This is a genomic window from Dysgonomonas sp. GY617 (genome assembly GCF_015233815.1).
Classification (GTDB): domain Bacteria; phylum Bacteroidota; class Bacteroidia; order Bacteroidales; family Dysgonomonadaceae; genus Dysgonomonas_A.
This window is the reverse complement of the sequence record NZ_JADCLR010000029.1, coordinates 62385-80778: the sequence shown is the minus strand read 5'-3', so window position 1 is coordinate 80778 and position 18394 is coordinate 62385. Positions and strand designations below refer to the sequence as shown.

Annotated in this window: 19 protein-coding genes; 10 read left to right on the top strand and 9 right to left on the bottom strand. The window is 36.5% G+C overall.

Annotation, left to right across the window (positions count from 1 at the left end):
• Positions 1-18: 18 nt before the first annotated feature.
• Positions 19-900, top strand: a complete 882-nt coding sequence (locus IR022_RS16020; protein WP_194204487.1) for an ABC transporter permease — start codon at positions 19-21, stop codon at positions 898-900.
• Positions 900-1757: a glycine betaine ABC transporter substrate-binding protein gene (locus IR022_RS16015; RefSeq protein ID WP_194204486.1), complete on the top strand. Its 858-nt coding sequence runs from the start codon at positions 900-902 to the stop codon at positions 1755-1757. The genes IR022_RS16020 and IR022_RS16015 overlap by 1 nt, the downstream gene beginning before the upstream one ends.
• 159 nt (positions 1758-1916) lie before the next feature.
• Here IR022_RS16015 and IR022_RS16010 read toward each other — a convergent pair whose 3' ends face one another.
• The 4 genes from IR022_RS16010 to IR022_RS15995 form a co-directional block, all read right to left on the bottom strand.
• Positions 1917-2696 carry a gluconate 5-dehydrogenase gene (locus tag IR022_RS16010; RefSeq protein ID WP_050710712.1) on the bottom strand — a complete coding sequence of 260 codons (780 nt, stop codon included), beginning with the start codon at positions 2694-2696 and terminating at the stop codon, positions 1917-1919.
• A gap of 178 nt (positions 2697-2874) precedes the next feature.
• Positions 2875-4029: a DUF4861 family protein gene (locus IR022_RS16005; RefSeq protein ID WP_194204485.1), complete on the bottom strand. Its 1155-nt coding sequence runs from the start codon at positions 4027-4029 to the stop codon at positions 2875-2877.
• Positions 4030-4396: 367 nt separating this feature from the next.
• A complete protein-coding gene (locus tag IR022_RS16000; RefSeq protein WP_194204484.1) occupies positions 4397-5119 on the bottom strand; it encodes a porin family protein in 723 nt (240 codons plus the stop codon).
• Between the two features lie 411 nt (positions 5120-5530).
• Positions 5531-8353 carry an FAD-binding and (Fe-S)-binding domain-containing protein gene (locus IR022_RS15995; RefSeq protein ID WP_194204483.1) on the bottom strand — a complete coding sequence of 941 codons (2823 nt, stop codon included), beginning with the start codon at positions 8351-8353 and terminating at the stop codon, positions 5531-5533.
• Positions 8354-8643: 290 nt separating this feature from the next.
• On the opposite strand from IR022_RS15995, the gene IR022_RS15990 reads away from it, so the two are divergent.
• Genes IR022_RS15990 through IR022_RS15980 form a run of 3 tightly spaced genes read left to right on the top strand, consistent with a single transcriptional unit; the run spans position 8644 to position 10697 of the window.
• The gene (locus tag IR022_RS15990) at positions 8644-9876 is read left to right on the top strand and encodes a DUF438 domain-containing protein (RefSeq protein ID WP_194204482.1); all 1233 of its coding nucleotides are present in this window, start codon (positions 8644-8646) and stop codon (positions 9874-9876) included.
• 1 nt (position 9877) lies between these two features.
• Entirely contained in the window at positions 9878-10396 is a 519-nt protein-coding gene (locus IR022_RS15985) for a DUF1858 domain-containing protein (RefSeq protein ID WP_242053288.1), read from the top strand.
• Between the two features lie 4 nt (positions 10397-10400).
• Positions 10401-10697, top strand: coding sequence for a hypothetical protein (locus IR022_RS15980; RefSeq protein WP_194204481.1), 297 nt, complete (start codon positions 10401-10403; stop codon positions 10695-10697).
• Between the two features lie 108 nt (positions 10698-10805).
• Here IR022_RS15980 and IR022_RS15975 read toward each other — a convergent pair whose 3' ends face one another.
• Positions 10806-11177, bottom strand: coding sequence for a DoxX family protein (locus tag IR022_RS15975; protein WP_194204480.1), 372 nt, complete (start codon positions 11175-11177; stop codon positions 10806-10808).
• A gap of 81 nt (positions 11178-11258) precedes the next feature.
• On the opposite strand from IR022_RS15975, the gene IR022_RS15970 reads away from it, so the two are divergent.
• From IR022_RS15970 to IR022_RS15955, 4 genes are all read left to right on the top strand, one after another.
• The gene (locus IR022_RS15970) at positions 11259-11618 is read left to right on the top strand and encodes a winged helix-turn-helix transcriptional regulator (protein WP_194204479.1); all 360 of its coding nucleotides are present in this window, start codon (positions 11259-11261) and stop codon (positions 11616-11618) included.
• Between the two features lie 67 nt (positions 11619-11685).
• Positions 11686-12051: a DUF6249 domain-containing protein gene (locus tag IR022_RS15965; RefSeq protein WP_199327783.1), complete on the top strand. Its 366-nt coding sequence runs from the start codon at positions 11686-11688 to the stop codon at positions 12049-12051.
• Between the two features lie 5 nt (positions 12052-12056).
• Complete coding sequence (locus tag IR022_RS15960) at positions 12057-12614, top strand: RNA polymerase sigma factor (protein WP_050710703.1); 558 nt, start codon at positions 12057-12059, stop codon at positions 12612-12614.
• Between the two features lie 44 nt (positions 12615-12658).
• Positions 12659-13021 (top strand): hypothetical protein, encoded by a 363-nt coding sequence (locus IR022_RS15955; RefSeq protein ID WP_194204478.1) that lies wholly within the window; start codon positions 12659-12661, stop codon positions 13019-13021.
• Positions 13022-13101: 80 nt separating this feature from the next.
• Here the strand turns inward: IR022_RS15955 and IR022_RS15950 are convergent, their stop codons facing one another.
• From IR022_RS15950 to IR022_RS15940, 3 genes are all read right to left on the bottom strand, one after another.
• Positions 13102-13593 carry a metallophosphoesterase family protein gene (locus IR022_RS15950; RefSeq protein WP_194204477.1) on the bottom strand — a complete coding sequence of 164 codons (492 nt, stop codon included), beginning with the start codon at positions 13591-13593 and terminating at the stop codon, positions 13102-13104.
• 3 nt (positions 13594-13596) lie between these two features.
• The gene (locus IR022_RS15945; protein WP_194204476.1) at positions 13597-14091 is read right to left on the bottom strand and encodes a pyridoxamine 5'-phosphate oxidase family protein; all 495 of its coding nucleotides are present in this window, start codon (positions 14089-14091) and stop codon (positions 13597-13599) included.
• A 104-nt stretch (positions 14092-14195) separates the two neighbouring features.
• Positions 14196-14945 (bottom strand): hypothetical protein, encoded by a 750-nt coding sequence (locus IR022_RS15940; protein WP_194204475.1) that lies wholly within the window; start codon positions 14943-14945, stop codon positions 14196-14198.
• 150 nt (positions 14946-15095) lie between these two features.
• Here IR022_RS15940 and IR022_RS15935 point away from each other — a divergent pair, with 150 nt between their 5' ends.
• Positions 15096-16163: a M20 family metallo-hydrolase gene (locus tag IR022_RS15935; RefSeq protein ID WP_194204474.1), complete on the top strand. Its 1068-nt coding sequence runs from the start codon at positions 15096-15098 to the stop codon at positions 16161-16163.
• Positions 16164-16202: 39 nt separating this feature from the next.
• On the opposite strand, the gene IR022_RS15930 is transcribed toward IR022_RS15935, so the two are convergent.
• Positions 16203-18185 (bottom strand): KUP/HAK/KT family potassium transporter, encoded by a 1983-nt coding sequence (locus tag IR022_RS15930; protein WP_050710697.1) that lies wholly within the window; start codon positions 18183-18185, stop codon positions 16203-16205.
• Positions 18186-18394: the final 209 nt, after the last annotated feature.

Genomic DNA, 18394 nt, shown 5'->3' with positions numbered 1-18394 from the left:
AAAAGAAGAAAATATAATATGGAAAATTTAAATATAGGAAAATATGTGGAACACTTTGTCGATTGGCTTTCTGATGCTGGAGAGCCTATTTTCCGACAAATTACCATCATCATAGAAAATTGTGTAGATGTGATGCAAGGGGCATTACTATCCATCCCTTTTTATATACTCATTGCATTATTTGCACTACTTACATTCTTTATCAAAAACAAAAGCTGTCGTAAGTCTAATGTAACAAAAGCAAATGCAAAAGATATATTCGATCTGCCTATCTTCTGCATTTTGGGATTCCTCCTTATCTATTGGATGGGATTTTGGGAAGAAACAATCAATACTTTAGTGTTAGTAATAGTTGCCACATTTATAATTCTGCTCATTGGTATTCCTTTAGGAATATGGTGTGCTCGTAATAAAAATGTGAATGCTATTGTTAGACCCCTACTCGACCTCATGCAAACGATGCCTGCTTTTGTATATCTCATTCCCGCAATCTTGTTTTTCTCGGTAGGAAACGTTCCGGGAGTAGTAGCTACAGTAATATTCTCTCTACCTCCCGCAGTTCGTATGACTGCTCTGGGTATACGTGATGTACCTAAGGAAATAGTAGAAGCTTCCGTAGCTTTCGGATGTACAGGTAGACAAACCTTGTTTAAAGTACAAATACCATTAGCAATGGCAACCATATTGGCAGGAGTAAATCAGGTGATAATGTTAGCGTTATCTATGGTTGTTATTTCGTCTATGGTAGGAGCCGGAGGGTTAGGAGAAAGTGTATATGCAGGTATTCAGCAAGCAGACGTAGCTCTTGGCTTCGAAGCTGGGTTATGTATTGTAATTCTGGCTATTATACTTGATAGAACAACACAATCAATAGGACAGAAGAAGGAGGTAGCAAAATAATGAAAAAGAATATACTATTTATATTATTGGCTTGCCTTATCGTTATGCCCTCTTGCCAACGTATAAAAAAACAAGACGTATTATTACTCTACCCCAATTGGGCAGAAGGTATAGCCATTACTAATCTCGCACAGATTATTCTGGAAGAAAAAGGATATACAGTCACTATCAAGCGCTTGGAGTTAGGTCCGATCTATGCCTCGCTATCACGCGGTGATGCCGATGTATGTATGGACACTTGGTTACCTAATACTCATAAAGATTATTGGATTCGCTATGGCAACAAGATTGACATCTTAGGCACTACCTTCGACGATGGTATAACAGGCCTTGTTGTTCCAACTTATGTAGACATTAATTCGATAGAAGAATTAAACACCAACAAAGACAAATTTAATGGAAAGATATACGGAATTGCATCGGGCGCTGGTATTTACAGAACTACAGAAGATGCAATCAAAGAATATAATCTGGAACTGACTCAGATTTCATCTTCCGAAACATCAATGATTACAGCTCTAAAAAAGGCTATTGCTCATAAAGAGTGGGTAGTTATCACAGGATGGAAACCTCACTTTATGTGGGCCGAGTATGACTTGAAACCTCTGAAAGACCCTAAGAATATTTATCCGAAAGATGAAATAAAGATTATTGCACGAAAAGGATTCTCGACAGACAAACCTGAACTTGCCAAATTCTTCACAAACTTCAGTATGGATGAGAAAATGCTCAATGAACTGATGAGTGATGTTTTAAAAGACAACGACCCAACTATTGGTGCTCGGCTCTTTTATAATAAACACAAAGAACTCTTGCAATCGTGGGTAGTAGAAAAAGAAACAGCAAAGCAATTATAATCTTTATAAGGCGAGATACAACTCATTAGAGACTTGCATCTATTCAATACAGAAATAGCAGTTCTTAAGACTGCTATTTTAGGTAATATAGGAATCCCATGGTAACAAAGAGTTACAATGGGATTCTTTTCTATTTTAGCTCGTAAATACTTTACGAAATCAAGGTTGTTTTCCGATATAAGCAAGAATACCTCCATCAACGTACAGAACGTGTCCGTTTACGAAGTTAGAAGCATCTGATGCAAGGAATACAGCTGGTCCTGCCAAATCCTCGGGAGTTCCCCAACGAGCTGCTGGTGTTTTTGCAATAATAAAAGAGTTGAAAGGATGTCCTTCTTCTCTTAATGGTGCTGTTTGAGGTGTAGCAATATAACCCGGTCCTAATCCATTACATTGAATATTGAATTCTCCATATTCTGAGGCAATATTGCGTGTCAACATTTTCAAACCACCTTTTGCTGCTGCATAAGCCGATACAGTTTCACGTCCTAGCTCGCTCATCATCGAACAGATATTAATAATTTTACCTGCTCCTTTTTTGATCATACTAGGAATAACTGCTTTAGCTACAATAAATGGGCCGTTCAAATCAATATCGATTACTTGACGAAATTCTGCTGCCGACATTTCTATCATTGGGATACGTTTAATAATTCCTGCATTATTTACAAGAATATCAATTACTCCCACTTCTTTTTCGATCTGAGCTACCATTGCATTTATCTGATCTTCGTTGGTTACATCGCTTACATAACCTTTGGCATCTATTCCTGCTTCTTTGTAGGCAGCTAAGCCTTTATCTACAAACTCTTGTTTCAAGTCATTGAATACTATTTTTGCTCCTGCACCTGCTAGAGCCGAAGCAATAGCAAAGCCTATTCCGTAAGAAGCTCCTGTAACAAGGGCTACTTTTCCTTCTAAACAAAATTGATTTTTCATGTTATAAATTTATTTAAAGTCCTATTTTTTTTATCCTTTTGAATATGCTTCAACAAACGATATTATACCAAGTTAACGCATGCAGCTCCGATTACTTTCCAGCCACCTTCAACCTTTTTCCATGTACGGAGATTTCTTGTTTCACGTTATCTTATATTGTGTGTTTATATCATTCAATTTAAAACTTCACAACTAGTGGTTGTTTTAAACCTTTAGAAAAATTACTTGTATATGTTTGGAATGCTGCTTCATCAGCAAAACCAAATTTGCTCCAGCCATAACCTGTATAATATACTATTGGTTGGTTAGCTTTATACGTTGCAACAGCTAAAACATGAGAGAAGGTATCCTCTTTTTTAGTTTTAGCATTAGCTACTTTGTAAGTATCTATAACCATAGAGTCGATACCTGTAGGAAATACTAGTCCTAAGTAAACAGGACCTGCTTTTTCGCTAGGCTCTCTATAAATGATATAGTCTTTTTCAGGTGAAAAAATGATAGTATCATTTGCTGCACGCTTTGCAATTCCGGCAGCAACTGTCATATCTTCAGTTACACCATATTCTTGTATTACTTTCGAGTATTGAGAACCTGCATCAATAGAGAAAGTACGTGTTTCGCTATATGCTTTTCCATCTACATTAAGATCTTTATATGTTAACTTCAATGTAGTACGAAGTGGTCCGTTTTCTAATAATTCTTGAGAAGCAAAATTTTCGTTCAACCATAGTTTTCCATTCACAAATGGAGCCATAGCACCTGCACCCAACGAACGACCTACTTTATAATCATCTAAGCCTTCGCCATGATCTTCGTGGTAAGAAGCTGTTCCTGCAATATCGTCTTTGTACCATTGGTCAATTTTCATATCATTAGTACGTTTGTACCAAATATCCAAACCATTGCTTGGTCCATCCGAAGCAATAAGAGCCGGTCCGTAAATACGGAAAGCAACACGATCGTTTTCCCAAGCAAAGTCATCCTTACGCTCAGTAATGAAACGACCATAAGTTTGCGCTTTAAATTCTTGTTTCTCTCCTGCTGAAACTGTAAAAGATACTGTTTCTTTTGCTTTTACGCCTGATTGAAAAATAAATTTTCCATCATAAGTTACTTGTGAAGGAATGATTTCTCCTTTAGTATTCTTTACAACATAAGTCTGACCTTCTGCCAAAGTTACTTTTGCTTTCACTGCATCTAACGATAGCTCTACTAAATCGGTAGTTCGATCAAAATCACTTGGGTTTTCGACTGTTACAGTCATTTCTTTTGGTTTACTGTTGCAAGATGCAAGCAGAACCGCTGCGAATAATAAATAAATTACTCTTTTCATCTTTTATAATTTTATTTTTAAATAAGTAGTCATTCGTTTTTGTCTAAAGTCAACACATGTGTGCCCGAACACACTCTCGTTTATTGAAACAGAGATGTCCATTTTTAAATAATCTTATGCGGATATTACTCTAATATGCAGATATTTAGAAATGTTTTTCATCTTCTCAGAAAATAGATTCGGTTTATTTAGCTCCTAAAGTTAGCAATAAGTGGCAAATCTCATAGTATTTCTATCAGAAAAAGGCGATATAGATATTTCAAACACATAAATAACATTGAAAAGATGAAATAACAAGACAAGTCGTTTAAATAAAAAAGTTGCATCTGACTAGATGCAACTTCGATAAAAAGCTAAAACAATTTATTTAAAACTTATACCCGATAGAGAATACTGCATTTCTATTCTTCCAAGTTGAAAAATCTCCACCAGTATAACTATTTTTTCCTGTAGATAGTTCACGTAAACCCAACTCATAATTGGCATTAAGTGAAAATTTCTTATACTCAATACCAAGTCCTCCTATCAATCCATAATCAGTATCGCCAGATTTGGAATCTTTAGTCTTCTCATAAGAAGTATTAGCTGTTCCATCTGTATTCAAAATCTTCGTCCATGTTTCATATGTACCTTTAGCATCGATACCATAAGCAAAATAAGCTCCAGCATTAAAAGTTACATTCACATCTTTAGAAACAGGAATTCTATATCCTATTGTCAGTGGCACTTGAAGGTACTTAAACCTTCGCGAATCTTTCGAAAAGCCAGTTGTCAGGAAGCTTTCACCCTCCTCTGAAGGGTAATAAGCGGGATAATTAAAGACCCGGTTATCAGCTCCTTTAGTCGTAAATTCGAGACCGGAACTCAAAAAGAAGCCCTTACGCAAAGCGTACTCCACGGTCACTCCTCCATTAAACCCAATAGTCCCATCTGTATTACCTGGAGTACTATGAGTATCAACATTGAAGGTTGATGCATTAATACCTGCCTTGACACCGAATGTCCATGGTGATTCAGCCTTTTGTGCCTTAACTACGGGAGCTGCGCACAGACTGATTCCCGAGATAGCTAGTAGTGTAAACGTTTTCATAAATCTAGGTTTAGTGATTTTAACGCTGCAAATCTAAGAGAAGTTTTAACAAACCAATACTGTTAAAAAAAGAATCATTGTTAAAGATTTAACCCAATTTACCCGAATTATATAAAAATGGGAATACCAATCTCTTTTTATAAAAAATTTCATAATTCAAGATTTGGCATCCACGAAATTCGACATTACTCATTTCATATTATTACAAGTTATTTAAGGGATAAGCTTCTTTTGAGAGGACAGAAATACATCAGTAAATTTTAGTGATAAAAGAACATAACACAAGAAAAACAAGGTAATAACCTATTGATAATAAACCCATCCTATAACAAAAGGAAACAACTAATACGCAAAAGTATTACCTCTTGTGTATTAGTTGTTATCAATATGAGAGAAATGTGTATACTAGTTTTACCTTGTCACCTCATCAATCAAATAAAATATCGATTTGAAGTTTACATCACTATACTCTGTCATTCCGATCTCGCAAGTACGACTAGTTGAAAATCCATCTTTACAACCCGCAGGAATTTGTTCTGCTAAATGCCTTTGACCATGTTTGTTCAGTTCAGGATATGTGAATCCTCGATCTCCAGCAAAACCACAGCAATTACTTTCTACCATGGCAACTTTGTTAGAACACATTTTTGCTAACTTATATAAGTTCTGCTCCATGCCGATTTTCTTAACCGAGCAAACAGGAAATACACTGACCACTTCACGAGGGTTCTTAACGGGAAGCTTTGGCATAACAAAATCAAGCATAAACTCTATGGGGTCATATATCTTGATATCTTTATTGGTGTATGCTTCGTGGAAGGTATAAAAGCAAGGACTCATATCAAATAGAACAGGATACTTTCCTCCCTCGGATGCTTTGTACAAAGCATCCTCTAACTCCTGAGACTTGCGTGATCCTTCCTCCTTCAACCCTTTACTGCTAAATGCCATACCACAACAAAGAGCATTAAGTCCTTCAGGGTAGATGATTGTAAAGCCTGCACGTTGAAGTAGTTCTTCTGTCTTACGAGTCAATTCAACATCTTCCTTCTTATAGTCCTTAGATTTACCCATCGTACGGTTAATACAAGAAGGGAAATAAACGACCTTATTTTCTTGCCCTGGATTTGCTATTGTATGCTTGATCTTACGTGCTCCTTTAGGCATATATTTATTCCACTTTGGAATAGAATTTCCGGTCAGATAACGCATACTTCCGGCAATTCCTCCCATCAAGCTATCACCCAATATTGTTTGGAAGAAGCTCACGGTATTAAGACCGACCCGACCTATATTAGTAATACCCGGCATATGATCGCCAATATATTCAGCTAAATCTATGGCTGTTTCGCTAGCCTCACGATGGCGTAAATCTTTGATAAATTTACCCGTATCTATCTTCACCGGACAAGCCAATGCACAAAGTCCATCGGTGGCACAAGTTTCGTTCGAGAAGTATTGTGCATCGTGTAACATCTTCTTCAATCTATCAGGATCTTCTCCTGCGGCTTTCAATCGCGATATCTCACGAGCAATTACAATTCGTTGACGTGGCGAAAGAGTCAATCCTTCCGAAACACAATTCGGCTCACAGAAACCACACTCCATACATTTGTCAACCAATTCATGAGTTTCGGGAAGAGGTTTAAGATTCTCTAAGTGAATCTTCGGATTCTGGTTTATAATAACTCCCGGATTAATCAACTTCTTAGGATCGAATATATTCTTAATGCGCAGCATTATCTTGTAAGCTGCTTCTCCCCACTCTTTTTCTACAAACGGAGCCATATTACGACCTGTTCCATGCTCTGCTTTTAATGAACCATCGAACTGATTCACTACAATATCCGACAAGTCGTCCATCAGTTTAGCATATCGTTCCACCTCAACAGGTGTAGAGAAGTCCTGAGAGAAAACAAGGTGCAAGTTACCTTCTAAGGCATGACCAAACAGAACAGCATCTGTATATTCTAATCGTTTGAAAAGGTCTTTTATAGCAATACAAGCTTCTGCTAAACGAGGTACGGGAAAAGCCACATCTTCGATAAGGCAAGTTGTTCCTGTTTTTCTTAAACCTCCCACAGAAGAAAGTAATCCTTTACGTGCTTTCCAATTGAAGTTATATTCCTTAGGATCGGATGTGAATACATAGGGTTGATAGGTAGGAATAGGAGCAACCGCTTGTCGAATTGCAGCTTCCTTCTGATCCATCTCTTCCTTTGTATTTGCTTGAATCTCTACCAATAATACACAAGTAGTTTCGGGTAGCTCCTTGAAATAAGCAGGTGCGTCGGGATCGTTTTCTACCGAACGGATAGAATCTCTATCTAATAGTTCGACAGCAGAAACAGGGCTTTCTTTTAATAAAGGAGTTGCTTCGCATGCTTTCTCAATAGTATCGAAAATCATCAAAGTACAAGCCTTGTATTTCTCATCTACTACCGTATGATAGGTAAGATCCGATATAAAGGCTAGAGTACCTTCTGCTCCAATCATCAAATGCTTGATTATCTCAAATGGATCTTCGAAGTCGACTAAAGCATTTATACTATAGCCTGTTGTATTTTTAATTTTAAACTTTCGTTTTATTCTTTCATCTAAAACGCTGTCCGCTTTTATATCATCTCTCAATTGTTCTATTTCTCTGATGATCTCAGGATGTTTCTGCATGAAAGCTTGTTTACTTTCATTATCAGCTGTATCCAGTATCGTTCCGTCATACAGTACGATGCGAATATCAGCTATTGTTTTATATGAGTTTTGCGATGTTCCGCAACACATACCACTAGCATTGTTAGAAGCAATACCTCCAATCATAGCTGCATTTATAGAAGCAGGATCGGGTCCTATCTTACGACCATATGGAACGAGAAATATATTAGCTCTCGAACCGGTAATACCCGGTTGAAGCCTTATTTTCAAGCCATCATCAAGAATAGAATACTTCTTCCACTGATGCGTTGCTACCATTAATACCGAATCGGTAATTGCCTGCCCCGAAAGGCTGGTGCCTGCTGCCCGGTATGTTACCGGAATATTGAGTCTACCTGTTTGACGGATTACCTCTACCGCCTCTTCTTCGGAATGTACCTGTACTACGAGTTTAGGTATAAGCCTGTAAAAACTTGCATCGGTGCCATATGCCAAAAGTTGAAGAGGATTTGTTATCAGGCGTTTTGGGTCGATCTTTTTCGACAACTCGCCTACTAGCTGTTCGTAATTTGGGGGTAACATAGTATTTCGTGTTTTAGTTGATCTTAGTTCGGTCTTCTTATAATGAATCGTTCAGTGAACTTAATACCATGCAATTTATAAAACTTATCTGTATTTATTCACTAAAAAGAGTTATTATTCCATACTTTCTAAAAAAAAGTATCTAACATCTAAAAAGAAAAGGCACATAACAACCTATAATAAGAAGTAGCTTCTCGAAGTAAAAACATAGGCTGTAACATTTGATACAAATTTCTGGATAACAATAGTATTAGCTTTGTATACATTCAAATAACAAATACAATTGAGCCATGAGCGAACTTATAAATAATTCAGAAAAAAAGAGAGAACTTCTAAAACACCTAATTCTTCAATTACACAAAGGAGAAGCTCCTGATATTGTACGAAAAAGACTTGAAGAACTACTTCGAAGCATTCCTTACGACGATGTGGTACAAGTAGAACAAGAACTTATAAATGAAGGATTACCAACTGAAGAGGTACTCAAACTTTGCGATATACATACAGCCGTCTTGGATGGTCATATCGACCAATCGGCAGCACGCCCCGTTCCGGCAGGTCATCCTGTTGATACATTTAAGAAAGAAAATCAAGAGCTGGCAAAAGTAATAGCTCAAACCAGAGAGTCATTTATAAAAGCCCCCAATTTAAAAGAAGAGGAGATAAAAAGCTATCTGATTGAGTTGAAAGGATGCTTCAACGCTTTATCGGATGTTGACAAACACTACCTCAGAAAAGAATACTTGCTATTTCCTTTTCTAGAAAAGCACGACATAACAGGTCCTCCCAAAGTAATGTGGGGTAAACATGACGAAACACGTGCCCTACTCAAAGCGGCTCACGAAATATTAAGTATACCCGAAAGTCTGTCTGTTGGCGATTTATGCACCGCCATAGCCTATACGTTAGAGCCTGCATTATCTGCCATAGAAGGTATGATTATGAAGGAAGAAGAGATACTCCTACCCATGTCTATGGATACACTGACCGATGAGGAGTGGTATCAAGTATATCAACAGACGACTGAGTTCGGATTTTGTCTTTATGACCCTACGGACAAATGGACTCCCGAGAATATCGAAATAAGTAAGGTTACTTATTCGGGTAACGGAAGTATGCAACTACCAACTGGAAGTTTCTCGGTAGAAGAACTAACTGCTCTATTTAATATCTTACCGATGGATCTTACATTTGTGGATAAAGATGACAAGGTTAAATTCTTCTCATTAGGACCTCACCGTATTTTTGACAGAAACAGAGCCATCATAGGACGCAGTGTACAACTGTGCCACCCTCCACATAGTGTTCATATAGTTGAACAGATATTAAGTGATTTCAAAAGTGGTAAAGAAACCAACGCTGCATTCTGGATTAATTTTAAAGGTCGTTTCATATACATCGAATATATTGCAATGAGAAACGAAGAAGGAGAATATCTAGGAGTTATAGAATGTACTCAGGATCTTACCGAATATCGTAAACTGGAAGGAGAACAAAGGTTACTTTCTTATACGTCGAAGTAATATGGAAAAGCCACTGGATATAAATCTTCAGACAAAGGTTGCGGAAATGCTCGATCATTATCCTCAATTAGAAGAAATATTATTAGAATTATCACCCTCCTTTGCTAAGCTCAAGAATCCAATTCTCAGAAAAACAATTGCAAGGGTCGCAACATTAAAGCAAATATCTGAGATTGCAGGGCTCAATCCGGGAGAAATGATTTCTACCTTGAGGAAAAAAGTAAATCTATGCCCAGCTAATATAGATATTACTCAATCCGATAAGTTTACACCTAAACCAGAATGGGTGAATGAGAATACGATTGTTGAGGTATTCGACGTCTGTCCTATTATAGACGAAGGCAAAAGCCCCATGAAACAAATTATTGATAAAGCTCAATCATTACAAACAGAGCAGATATTGAAATTGATAACACCATTTGTACCTACTCCCATCATCGATATTTTACAAACCAAGGGATATGTTTGCTGGAGCAAAAATGAGAATAACAAAATAGAAACTTATATTATAAAAAAATAAAGACATGACTATAAAACAAATACTAAAAGACCTAGAGTCTGCTAAACGCCCTATTGCAAAAGTGTTGCAAAGCGGAACAAATTTCAAAGTAATAGCTATTGGCTTTATCAAGAATATGATTCTAGATGATCACAAAACCGATATTTCTGCCAAACTGGTAGTATTAGAAGGCAAAGTAGTATATAAAGAAGGAGATAAAATGGTAATGCTATCTCAATATGAAGAAACTCCAATTCCTGCGGGTGTTATTCATTCAGTTACAGCATTAGAAGATAGTATCTGCTTAGTTATTAAAGGATAATCGCTTTCTCGCACTTTTAAGAATCAAAATGAGGCATCAGAAGTTATTTCTGATGCCTCATTTATTAATATTAAGATAATCGCTATACAGATAATCTGAAAATCAAGATCAAACTGTAATCTGAAAGTGCTTATCTGTAAGCAGTAGAAAACCTGATAGAACACAACATATCAAAGCATTATAATAATGATTATACTCTTGATGAGCAAAATGTGCAGTCAGTGCACCAATTGCGAAGGGAGTCAAAAACAAAACTCCTATATTTCTCACCCCATGATGCCAAAAGCCCACTAATAACAATATAACCCCAATTAATTCGGCTACACCTATTATTATTGTAAAAGGTTTATTGAATCCTAGAGATAACATACTATCCATCATTGTCTTTTTTTGAAAAACTTTGTAAAGACTGGCATATCCAAATATATAGATATAATAAACGTAAGCACACCAATGTAAAACACTAATTAATTTTCCCATATTCTTTTTTTTTTACAAATGTATTGCATTACTTAGCGCTAATCAATTACCTACAAAATTGTAGGTACTACACACCGTAAAATGAAAAAAGAAAACTCTACTAATTCAATCAACAAAAACTATCTGAATGAAAATTGCGGAATGTTTTTCACATTATCCCTAATTGGCGGAAGATGGAAAATAAGTATACTTGCCGTACTCCTAGATAATGGCAGCATGAGATATGGAGAATTGAAAAGAAAAATTCCGGGTATAACAGAGCGTATGTTTATTGCACAACTCAAGGAACTAGAATCTGATGGACTTATTACAAAAACAGTATATCCAATAAAGCCTCCACACGTTGAATATCAATTAAGTGAATGGGGATTATCTTTAAGAAACATATTGGATCAAATGAACGAATGGGGAGAAAAAAATAAAAATCATCCAAATTTGTAACCATTTCAAAGTTCGTCTAGTCATATTCATGAAAACAAATTAATAACAACTAAAACAACCAATAATTATGGACTTTATAGAAGATGGTTTAATACCAATTATAGCAATCCTATCAGCAGTTGCTCTTCCTATAGGATTTGGAATGTATCTCGGACTTGTAGCATTACGAACAAGAAGCAAAGAAAATCTGGAGTTGATCAAACAAGGCATCGTACCTCCACCTAAATCGAAACCTACGCCAAACAGATACAGGTCTTTGAGAAATGGATTCCTATGCATTGGTATCGCTCTAGGTTTGATTATAGGAAATATAGCAGAAACATTCCTTGCCTTACAAGAAGGTTACACCATGGCAGCTTGCGTGCTTCTGTTTCTTGGACTAGCCTATGTCTTATTCTACCTTGTGACTAAAGATAAAGATTTAGAGGAATAAAACCAATGGATGAAAAGCTACAAATAAAACAGGTTTTAAAGGGGGATACGTCCGCCTTTGCCTATTTTGTAGATACCTATCAGGATATGGCAATAACCATAGCCTTTCGTATCTGCGGAAATAAGCAGGATGCCGAAGATATCGTGCAGAATGCTTATGTAAAAGCTTTTCATAACTTGCATACATTCAGAACCGACAGCAAATTCTCGACATGGTTTTACCGAATAGTATACAATACTGCCCTAACCCACATAAGCAGTTCGGGCTTCAACACCGAATATGTTGACTACCAACATATGGATACCGAAAGTTCTTTCTCCGAATGGGATACATTAGAGAGGATAGACGAACAAGAAAGAAAGGCCGTTATCAACGAAACTTTAGAAAAGATGCCTAAAGACGAGAGTCTATTACTCACTCTATATTATTTGGAAGAGAACTCCATTAAAGATATAGTTCTGATAACGGGATTGGGTGAATCGAATATTAAAGTAAAACTACATCGGGCACGAAAGCGATTTGCTGATATTATAGGAACAATGATGCATTATGAAAAAGTTTAAAGTCATGACCTTATTGGACATAAAAAAAATAGTACATTTATAATATGGAAAAGGATATTAAAAATAACATAGAAGATAGCCAATTCCGTGATTTACTATCCGGAACAAGGCTTGAAGCAAGTGACAATCTGAAATTCAGAATTATGCAACAGATTGAAACAGAAAAAGCTTTATCGAAACAGCAAGCGTCGAAGACACGTTCGGGTTTCGGAAGTATATTGTCTATACTTGGAGTAATGTACTCCTTGATAGCCATACTTGGTATTGGAGTATATTTCACTTACGGAAGTGAGGCTCTAACATCTCCCTCACTTTATATGCCTTTTATATTAATAACATCGGCATGCAGTGTATTTCTGTTTATATCTACTTTTGACGACAGAAGACATTCTAAGCACAAAAAATAAGACTGTAGATATTTTAATTGCTTTGGTAGTATAAAATATTGCTATAATATTTAGCATACCACATTACAAAAGAAGAGCTCTCAATCCGAGAGCTCTATTACTTCTAAGTCTTTGATATTTCCTTCATCAAGCACAAACCTCAACAAAGTCCGTACTTTATGAAAGCCGTACTTGCCGGCAGCACCGGGATTTATATCCAAACAATTGTATTTTTTATCGTACATTACTTTCAGAATATGCGAATGTCCGCAGATAAATAACTTCGGTGGATCGGTCTGCAAAATAGTACGTACCCTAGGATCGTACCTTCCGGGATAACCACCGATATGAGTCATAAGGACATCTACCCCTTCAAGAGTAAACCTTAAAAATTCAGGGTATGCAGCTCTTATATCAGCACCATCTATATTTCCGTATACAGCCCTAAAAGGTTTGAAAGCTTCAAACTTCAAAGTCAAATCGAACGAACCTATATCACCGGCATGCCATACCTCATCACAATCAGCAAAATGATGCTTATATTTTTCATCCCAATAACTATGGGTATCCGACAACAATCCTATTTTTTTCATGTTCTAATCTTTTTTATAATGATGAGATTCCTTATAAGGCACACCAAATACTTTTCCGGTCATTTTATCAACAGGGATTTTCCAGATCTTTACATTTCGAACAGCTGGATCTGAATATTTAAAAGGTCGGTCTGTATATTGTTCCATCAAGATGTTAAGAATCTCCACCTTCTCATCAAAATCTTCTACAAAAGTTACTTTACCTCGGCAGATAACACTGCTTCCTTGTACACGGTAGCTACAAGCAACTTCTTCATGTTGATGTGTGATTTCAGAAGGTGTACAAAATGTAATACAGATATTCGGATTATTCTCGAGCGAACGAACGGCAGTACCTTCGGGTCCTGAATGCAAATAGACTACATCATCTTTATATCCAAAATTCATTGGAATAACATAGGGTAAACCATCGGTATCTATCATTCCTGCAAAACACTCTTTACACTCTTTTATGGTGCGTTCAATAAATTCCCTCTCCTCAATTGTAATAGTAACCATCTCTTATGTTTAATTATATCAGATTTAGACCAAGTATAAAATTACAAAAAAAGCACGACTCTATAAAGTGCCGCGCTTTTAAAATGAGATGCCCTTAGCTTCTTCTATTTTTTCACTGTAATATATTCAACAGTCAAGAGAAACTTATTTTCGCCATCCACTTCTACACTTATCGGATAGTTTACATCATTGTATTTGCAAGTAAATATGTCTGCACTTCCATCTGCATGCAATTCTTGCAGAGTATTATTTACAAAACATAAGGGGAACCCTTGCCCTTTTATAAAATACCAAGATGGTATTTTTATATTCTTAAATAAGCCATTCTTATCATCGTACGTTAAGGTTGTCACAGAAGTCTGCCCTCCAAGCATTTCTTTTCCAATATATTGCATTAAATTTCCTTTCGAGTCATACTCATAAGTATAAAGGTATTCTGCACTATATAATTTAAGAAGTTCACCATTACTTCCCAACTCTAATGTATCTCTATAATAAGTGTTGGCATTATTTTGTACACAAAATACTTTATTGCCACTATACGTAAACCTGGTAGTATCAAATGGAGTCACAACAGAAGATAAACGTCCTTGAGTATCGTATACGAAACTAAGGGTATCACCTTTTTCAACAGGAGCTTCATTCATAGACTGAATTATATAAGTCACTCTATTTTCCTTATCATAACGAAAATAAAGAGCTACACTCCCTTCATTGCCTTCTTCCAACGATTTATTAATAATTTTTCCAGGCAGATAAATAGTCTCAGATTGTCCATTATCATTGTGATCATCATTACATGACACCCAAAAAAAAGACACTAAAGTGATTAGTGTTAAGAAGTAAACTTTCATAAGATGATTTTTTAGTTTTGTATTTGTTTGTTAAGAATAAGCACAAAGATATTCTTTTTGTCTTTTTGATAGATAAATTTCTCCTATACTTCTTTATTTCGTTTGTTCCATCTCGCATATTCAAGTCAATATTTTATCTTTGTTTTTGTTATGGAAAAAGATATTGACGAATTATTTTATGATGCAGTAGATCTATTAAAAAATATGATCCGCATCCCCTCATATAGCAGACAAGAGAACGAAGTAGCCGACATGATCGAATCATACATTCGGGATATGGGCTTCACACCTCAACGAAAAGGGAATAATATATGGATAAAGTCTCCCGATTTTTCGGAAACGAAACCAACCATATTATTAAATTCCCACATTGACACAGTAAAACCTGTTTCGGGATGGAACAAAGATCCTTTTGGAGCGCTAGAGGAAAACGATCGCTTATACGGACTAGGTAGTAATGATGCCGGAGCTAGTTTAGTTAGCCTTATGCATACATTTTTTCTATTGACACAAAAAGCCCAAGACTATAATCTTATATTTCTGGCCTCTTGTGAAGAGGAAGTATCAGGTAAAGAAGGTGTAGAATTGGCTTTAAAAGAATTACCTACTCCTAATTTTGCCATTGTAGGAGAACCAACCGGAATGCATCCTGCCATCGCAGAAAAAGGCTTGATGGTATTAGATTGCGTAGCAACAGGAGAATCGGGACACGCTGCTCGTAATGAGGGTGTAAATGCCATCTATAAAGCAATAAAAGATATAGAATGGTTCCGCACTTTCGAATTTCCAAACGTTAGCGATTTACTTGGCCCAGTAAAAATGTCTGTAACAATGGTTAATGCAGGTACACAGCATAATGTTGTTCCCGACAAGTGTTCGTTTGTTGTAGATGTACGCAGTAACGAATGTTATAGCAACGAAGAATTATTCCATATTATCAATAAGCATACAGAGTGTGAAGTTACACCCCGTTCATATCGTCTCAATTCTTCCAAAATTGCAATTGAAAATCCTTTTGTTCAACGGGCAATAGTAATGGGCAGAGAACCTTATGGATCTCCTACACTATCGGATCAAGCTTTGATGTCGTTTCCATCTGTAAAAATGGGTCCGGGAGATTCGGCTCGCTCACATACTGCGGACGAATACATTAAACCCGATGAAATAAGGGAAGCAATAGAATATTATTACAAACTATTAAATGGCTTAAGTATTTAAGACCTCAGATTACATTGCTATCCTTCGTAATAAAAAGGACTAAGCCTCTTGATCTTGCTCCGCCTGATCCGATTGACTTATCAATCTGTCCAGAATATCATCTTTATGATGCACATTCACTAACGGAACAGTTTCTACAACCGCAAACGAAGGGTCAAGATCGAGCATTTGAGTATCAGATGTACTAAATCTCTTAATCAGATTATACCAAGCTAATGTTATTCGTTGGCGTGGTTCAAGTTCAATATTACGGAAGATACGATCTACTACAATAAAAGAAAAATCGCCTTTTGCTTTATGCATAGATGGGTAACGAGACGATAAATCGACTTTTTTATCCCGTTCCATATTGTAGCATATCAAACGAACATATTTATCTGCATGTACCCCAACTTTAAAACCAACCCTTAGGTCGATTCTGAATATTTTACCGGGAACAAAAGTCTTAACCTCATAATCAAACTCATAAGGAGCATCTGTTCTTTTAATACGGACAAACCAATATGTATCTGCCCTTTTGGGAAATTTCTTAAATAACGAATAGGTAATTTTACTCTCCAAAGCATGTTTGTTATTGGCTTTGGTGATATATACTAGATTAGTTGCAGTCTTAGGAATTGTAGTATCCTCACTTATTTCTTGAATATGAGCTAAATAAGGCTCATTTATCTGATCGTAAGTTGTATAGTGGCGTTTGATCCGACGACCATTGAACCACGAATACATCATAAAGAAAATAATTCCGGCTATAAGGATAGATGCAAAACCTCCATGTGCGAATTTTTGCATATTGGCAACAAAGAAACTAAACTCTATAATGAAGAAGAATAACGAAACAGGAACACTAAACCAAATAGGCTTCTTCGTTTCTTTAAAGTATAAGTAGAGCAACATGGTAGTCATCAACATACTCAAAGTAATAGCCAGCCCGTAAGCCGCTTCTAGTCGCGACGAAGATTGGAACATCATAATAATGATAGCACAAAATATCATCATCGTAAAGTTAACAGACGGAATATACATCTGTCCTTTGATATGCGTAGGGTATTTTATCTTCACATTAGGCCATAGATTCAGAGAGATAGCCTCGCTTATTACCGTAAATGAGCCACTAATAAGAGCCTGACTGGCAATAATAGAGGCAACGGTAGCCATAGCCACACCAATGAAGCTAAACCATGAAGGCATCATGCTAAAGAAAGGATTGATACCATGTTGTACAAGAGATGGATTATCGATAATCCATGCAGCTTGTCCTAAATAATTAAGTATCAAAGTTATTTTAACGAAAACCCAAGAAATACGAATATTCTTAAGTCCACAATGTCCCAGATCGGAATATAAGGCTTCGGCTCCTGTCGTACAAAGGAAAACCGCACCTAGTATAAACATCGTATGAGGTGCTTCTATCAGAAATCGAATAGCATAAAGAGGATTAAACGCTTTTATCACACTTAAATCTAAAACGAATTGACTGAGCCCCATAACCCCAATCATAACAAACCAAGCTAACATAGCCGTACCAAAATACTTACCCAACGAGCTTGTACCCAGAGGTTGTATGAGGAATATACCCATAACAATAAGCAGAGTAGCAGGTACAATAGGAACTTCGGGAACTATATTATTCAACCCCTCCATGGAGGTTATAACAGTCATAGCAGGAGTTATTACACCATCAGCCAATAAAGTAGCTGCACCTAGGGCAGCAACCACATAAGCCCAACGATATTTCTGTCGAATGAGTGCATAAAGAGCTAAGATTCCCCCCTCACCTTTATTATCGGCTCTTAAAGTAAGAATTACGTATTTAAGTGTAGTTTGGATAGTTAAAGTCCAGATTACACAAGAAACCGCTCCAATAATATACTCAGGACGAGAGAGTTGATTGTCGGGAAGTGCCTCCAATACAGATTTCATCACATATAGTGGGGACGTTCCTATATCGCCAAACACTACTCCGATTGCCATAATTATACCTATCGGTCCGAAAGGTACTTTATGCCTTTTATTGCTACTCATAAGTTAAGTAAAAATTAGAATTTAGTGCCACATTTCTCAATTACAATCATCAGTCGTTCTTATCTTTCGATTGACAATAAATAGGTCTGTGACCTTATTCGTTAAAAATAGCCAAATGTATAGCTTTTTTCGAACACAACACATTTCTTAACCATAAAATAAGCAGAACATATCTGTAGTTATACATTATTAAGCTCCAAAATTTGCTG

What these genes read in the sequence shown, in the direction of transcription:
- IR022_RS15980 (WP_194204481.1), top strand. Translation starts at nt 10,401, where the DNA reads ATGACTATAAAACAAATACTAAAAGACCTAGAGTCTGCTAAACGCCCT.
- IR022_RS16020 (WP_194204487.1), top strand. Translation starts at nt 19, where the DNA reads ATGGAAAATTTAAATATAGGAAAATATGTGGAACACTTTGTCGATTGG.
- IR022_RS15975 (WP_194204480.1), bottom strand. Translation starts at nt 11,177, where the DNA reads ATGGGAAAATTAATTAGTGTTTTACATTGGTGTGCTTACGTTTATTAT.
- IR022_RS15970 (WP_194204479.1), top strand. Translation starts at nt 11,259, where the DNA reads ATGAAAAAAGAAAACTCTACTAATTCAATCAACAAAAACTATCTGAAT.
- IR022_RS15945 (WP_194204476.1), bottom strand. Translation starts at nt 14,091, where the DNA reads ATGGTTACTATTACAATTGAGGAGAGGGAATTTATTGAACGCACCATA.
- IR022_RS16015 (WP_194204486.1), top strand. Translation starts at nt 900, where the DNA reads ATGAAAAAGAATATACTATTTATATTATTGGCTTGCCTTATCGTTATG.
- IR022_RS15940 (WP_194204475.1), bottom strand. Translation starts at nt 14,945, where the DNA reads ATGAAAGTTTACTTCTTAACACTAATCACTTTAGTGTCTTTTTTTTGG.
- IR022_RS16005 (WP_194204485.1), bottom strand. Translation starts at nt 4,029, where the DNA reads ATGAAAAGAGTAATTTATTTATTATTCGCAGCGGTTCTGCTTGCATCT.
- IR022_RS15950 (WP_194204477.1), bottom strand. Translation starts at nt 13,593, where the DNA reads ATGAAAAAAATAGGATTGTTGTCGGATACCCATAGTTATTGGGATGAA.
- IR022_RS15995 (WP_194204483.1), bottom strand. Translation starts at nt 8,353, where the DNA reads ATGTTACCCCCAAATTACGAACAGCTAGTAGGCGAGTTGTCGAAAAAG.
- IR022_RS15990 (WP_194204482.1), top strand. Translation starts at nt 8,644, where the DNA reads ATGAGCGAACTTATAAATAATTCAGAAAAAAAGAGAGAACTTCTAAAA.
- IR022_RS16010 (WP_050710712.1), bottom strand. Translation starts at nt 2,696, where the DNA reads ATGAAAAATCAATTTTGTTTAGAAGGAAAAGTAGCCCTTGTTACAGGA.
- IR022_RS15955 (WP_194204478.1), top strand. Translation starts at nt 12,659, where the DNA reads ATGGAAAAGGATATTAAAAATAACATAGAAGATAGCCAATTCCGTGAT.
- IR022_RS15935 (WP_194204474.1), top strand. Translation starts at nt 15,096, where the DNA reads ATGGAAAAAGATATTGACGAATTATTTTATGATGCAGTAGATCTATTA.
- IR022_RS15960 (WP_050710703.1), top strand. Translation starts at nt 12,057, where the DNA reads ATGGATGAAAAGCTACAAATAAAACAGGTTTTAAAGGGGGATACGTCC.
- IR022_RS15985 (WP_242053288.1), top strand. Translation starts at nt 9,878, where the DNA reads ATGGAAAAGCCACTGGATATAAATCTTCAGACAAAGGTTGCGGAAATG.
- IR022_RS15965 (WP_199327783.1), top strand. Translation starts at nt 11,686, where the DNA reads ATGGACTTTATAGAAGATGGTTTAATACCAATTATAGCAATCCTATCA.
- IR022_RS16000 (WP_194204484.1), bottom strand. Translation starts at nt 5,119, where the DNA reads ATGAAAACGTTTACACTACTAGCTATCTCGGGAATCAGTCTGTGCGCA.
- IR022_RS15930 (WP_050710697.1), bottom strand. Translation starts at nt 18,185, where the DNA reads ATGAGTAGCAATAAAAGGCATAAAGTACCTTTCGGACCGATAGGTATA.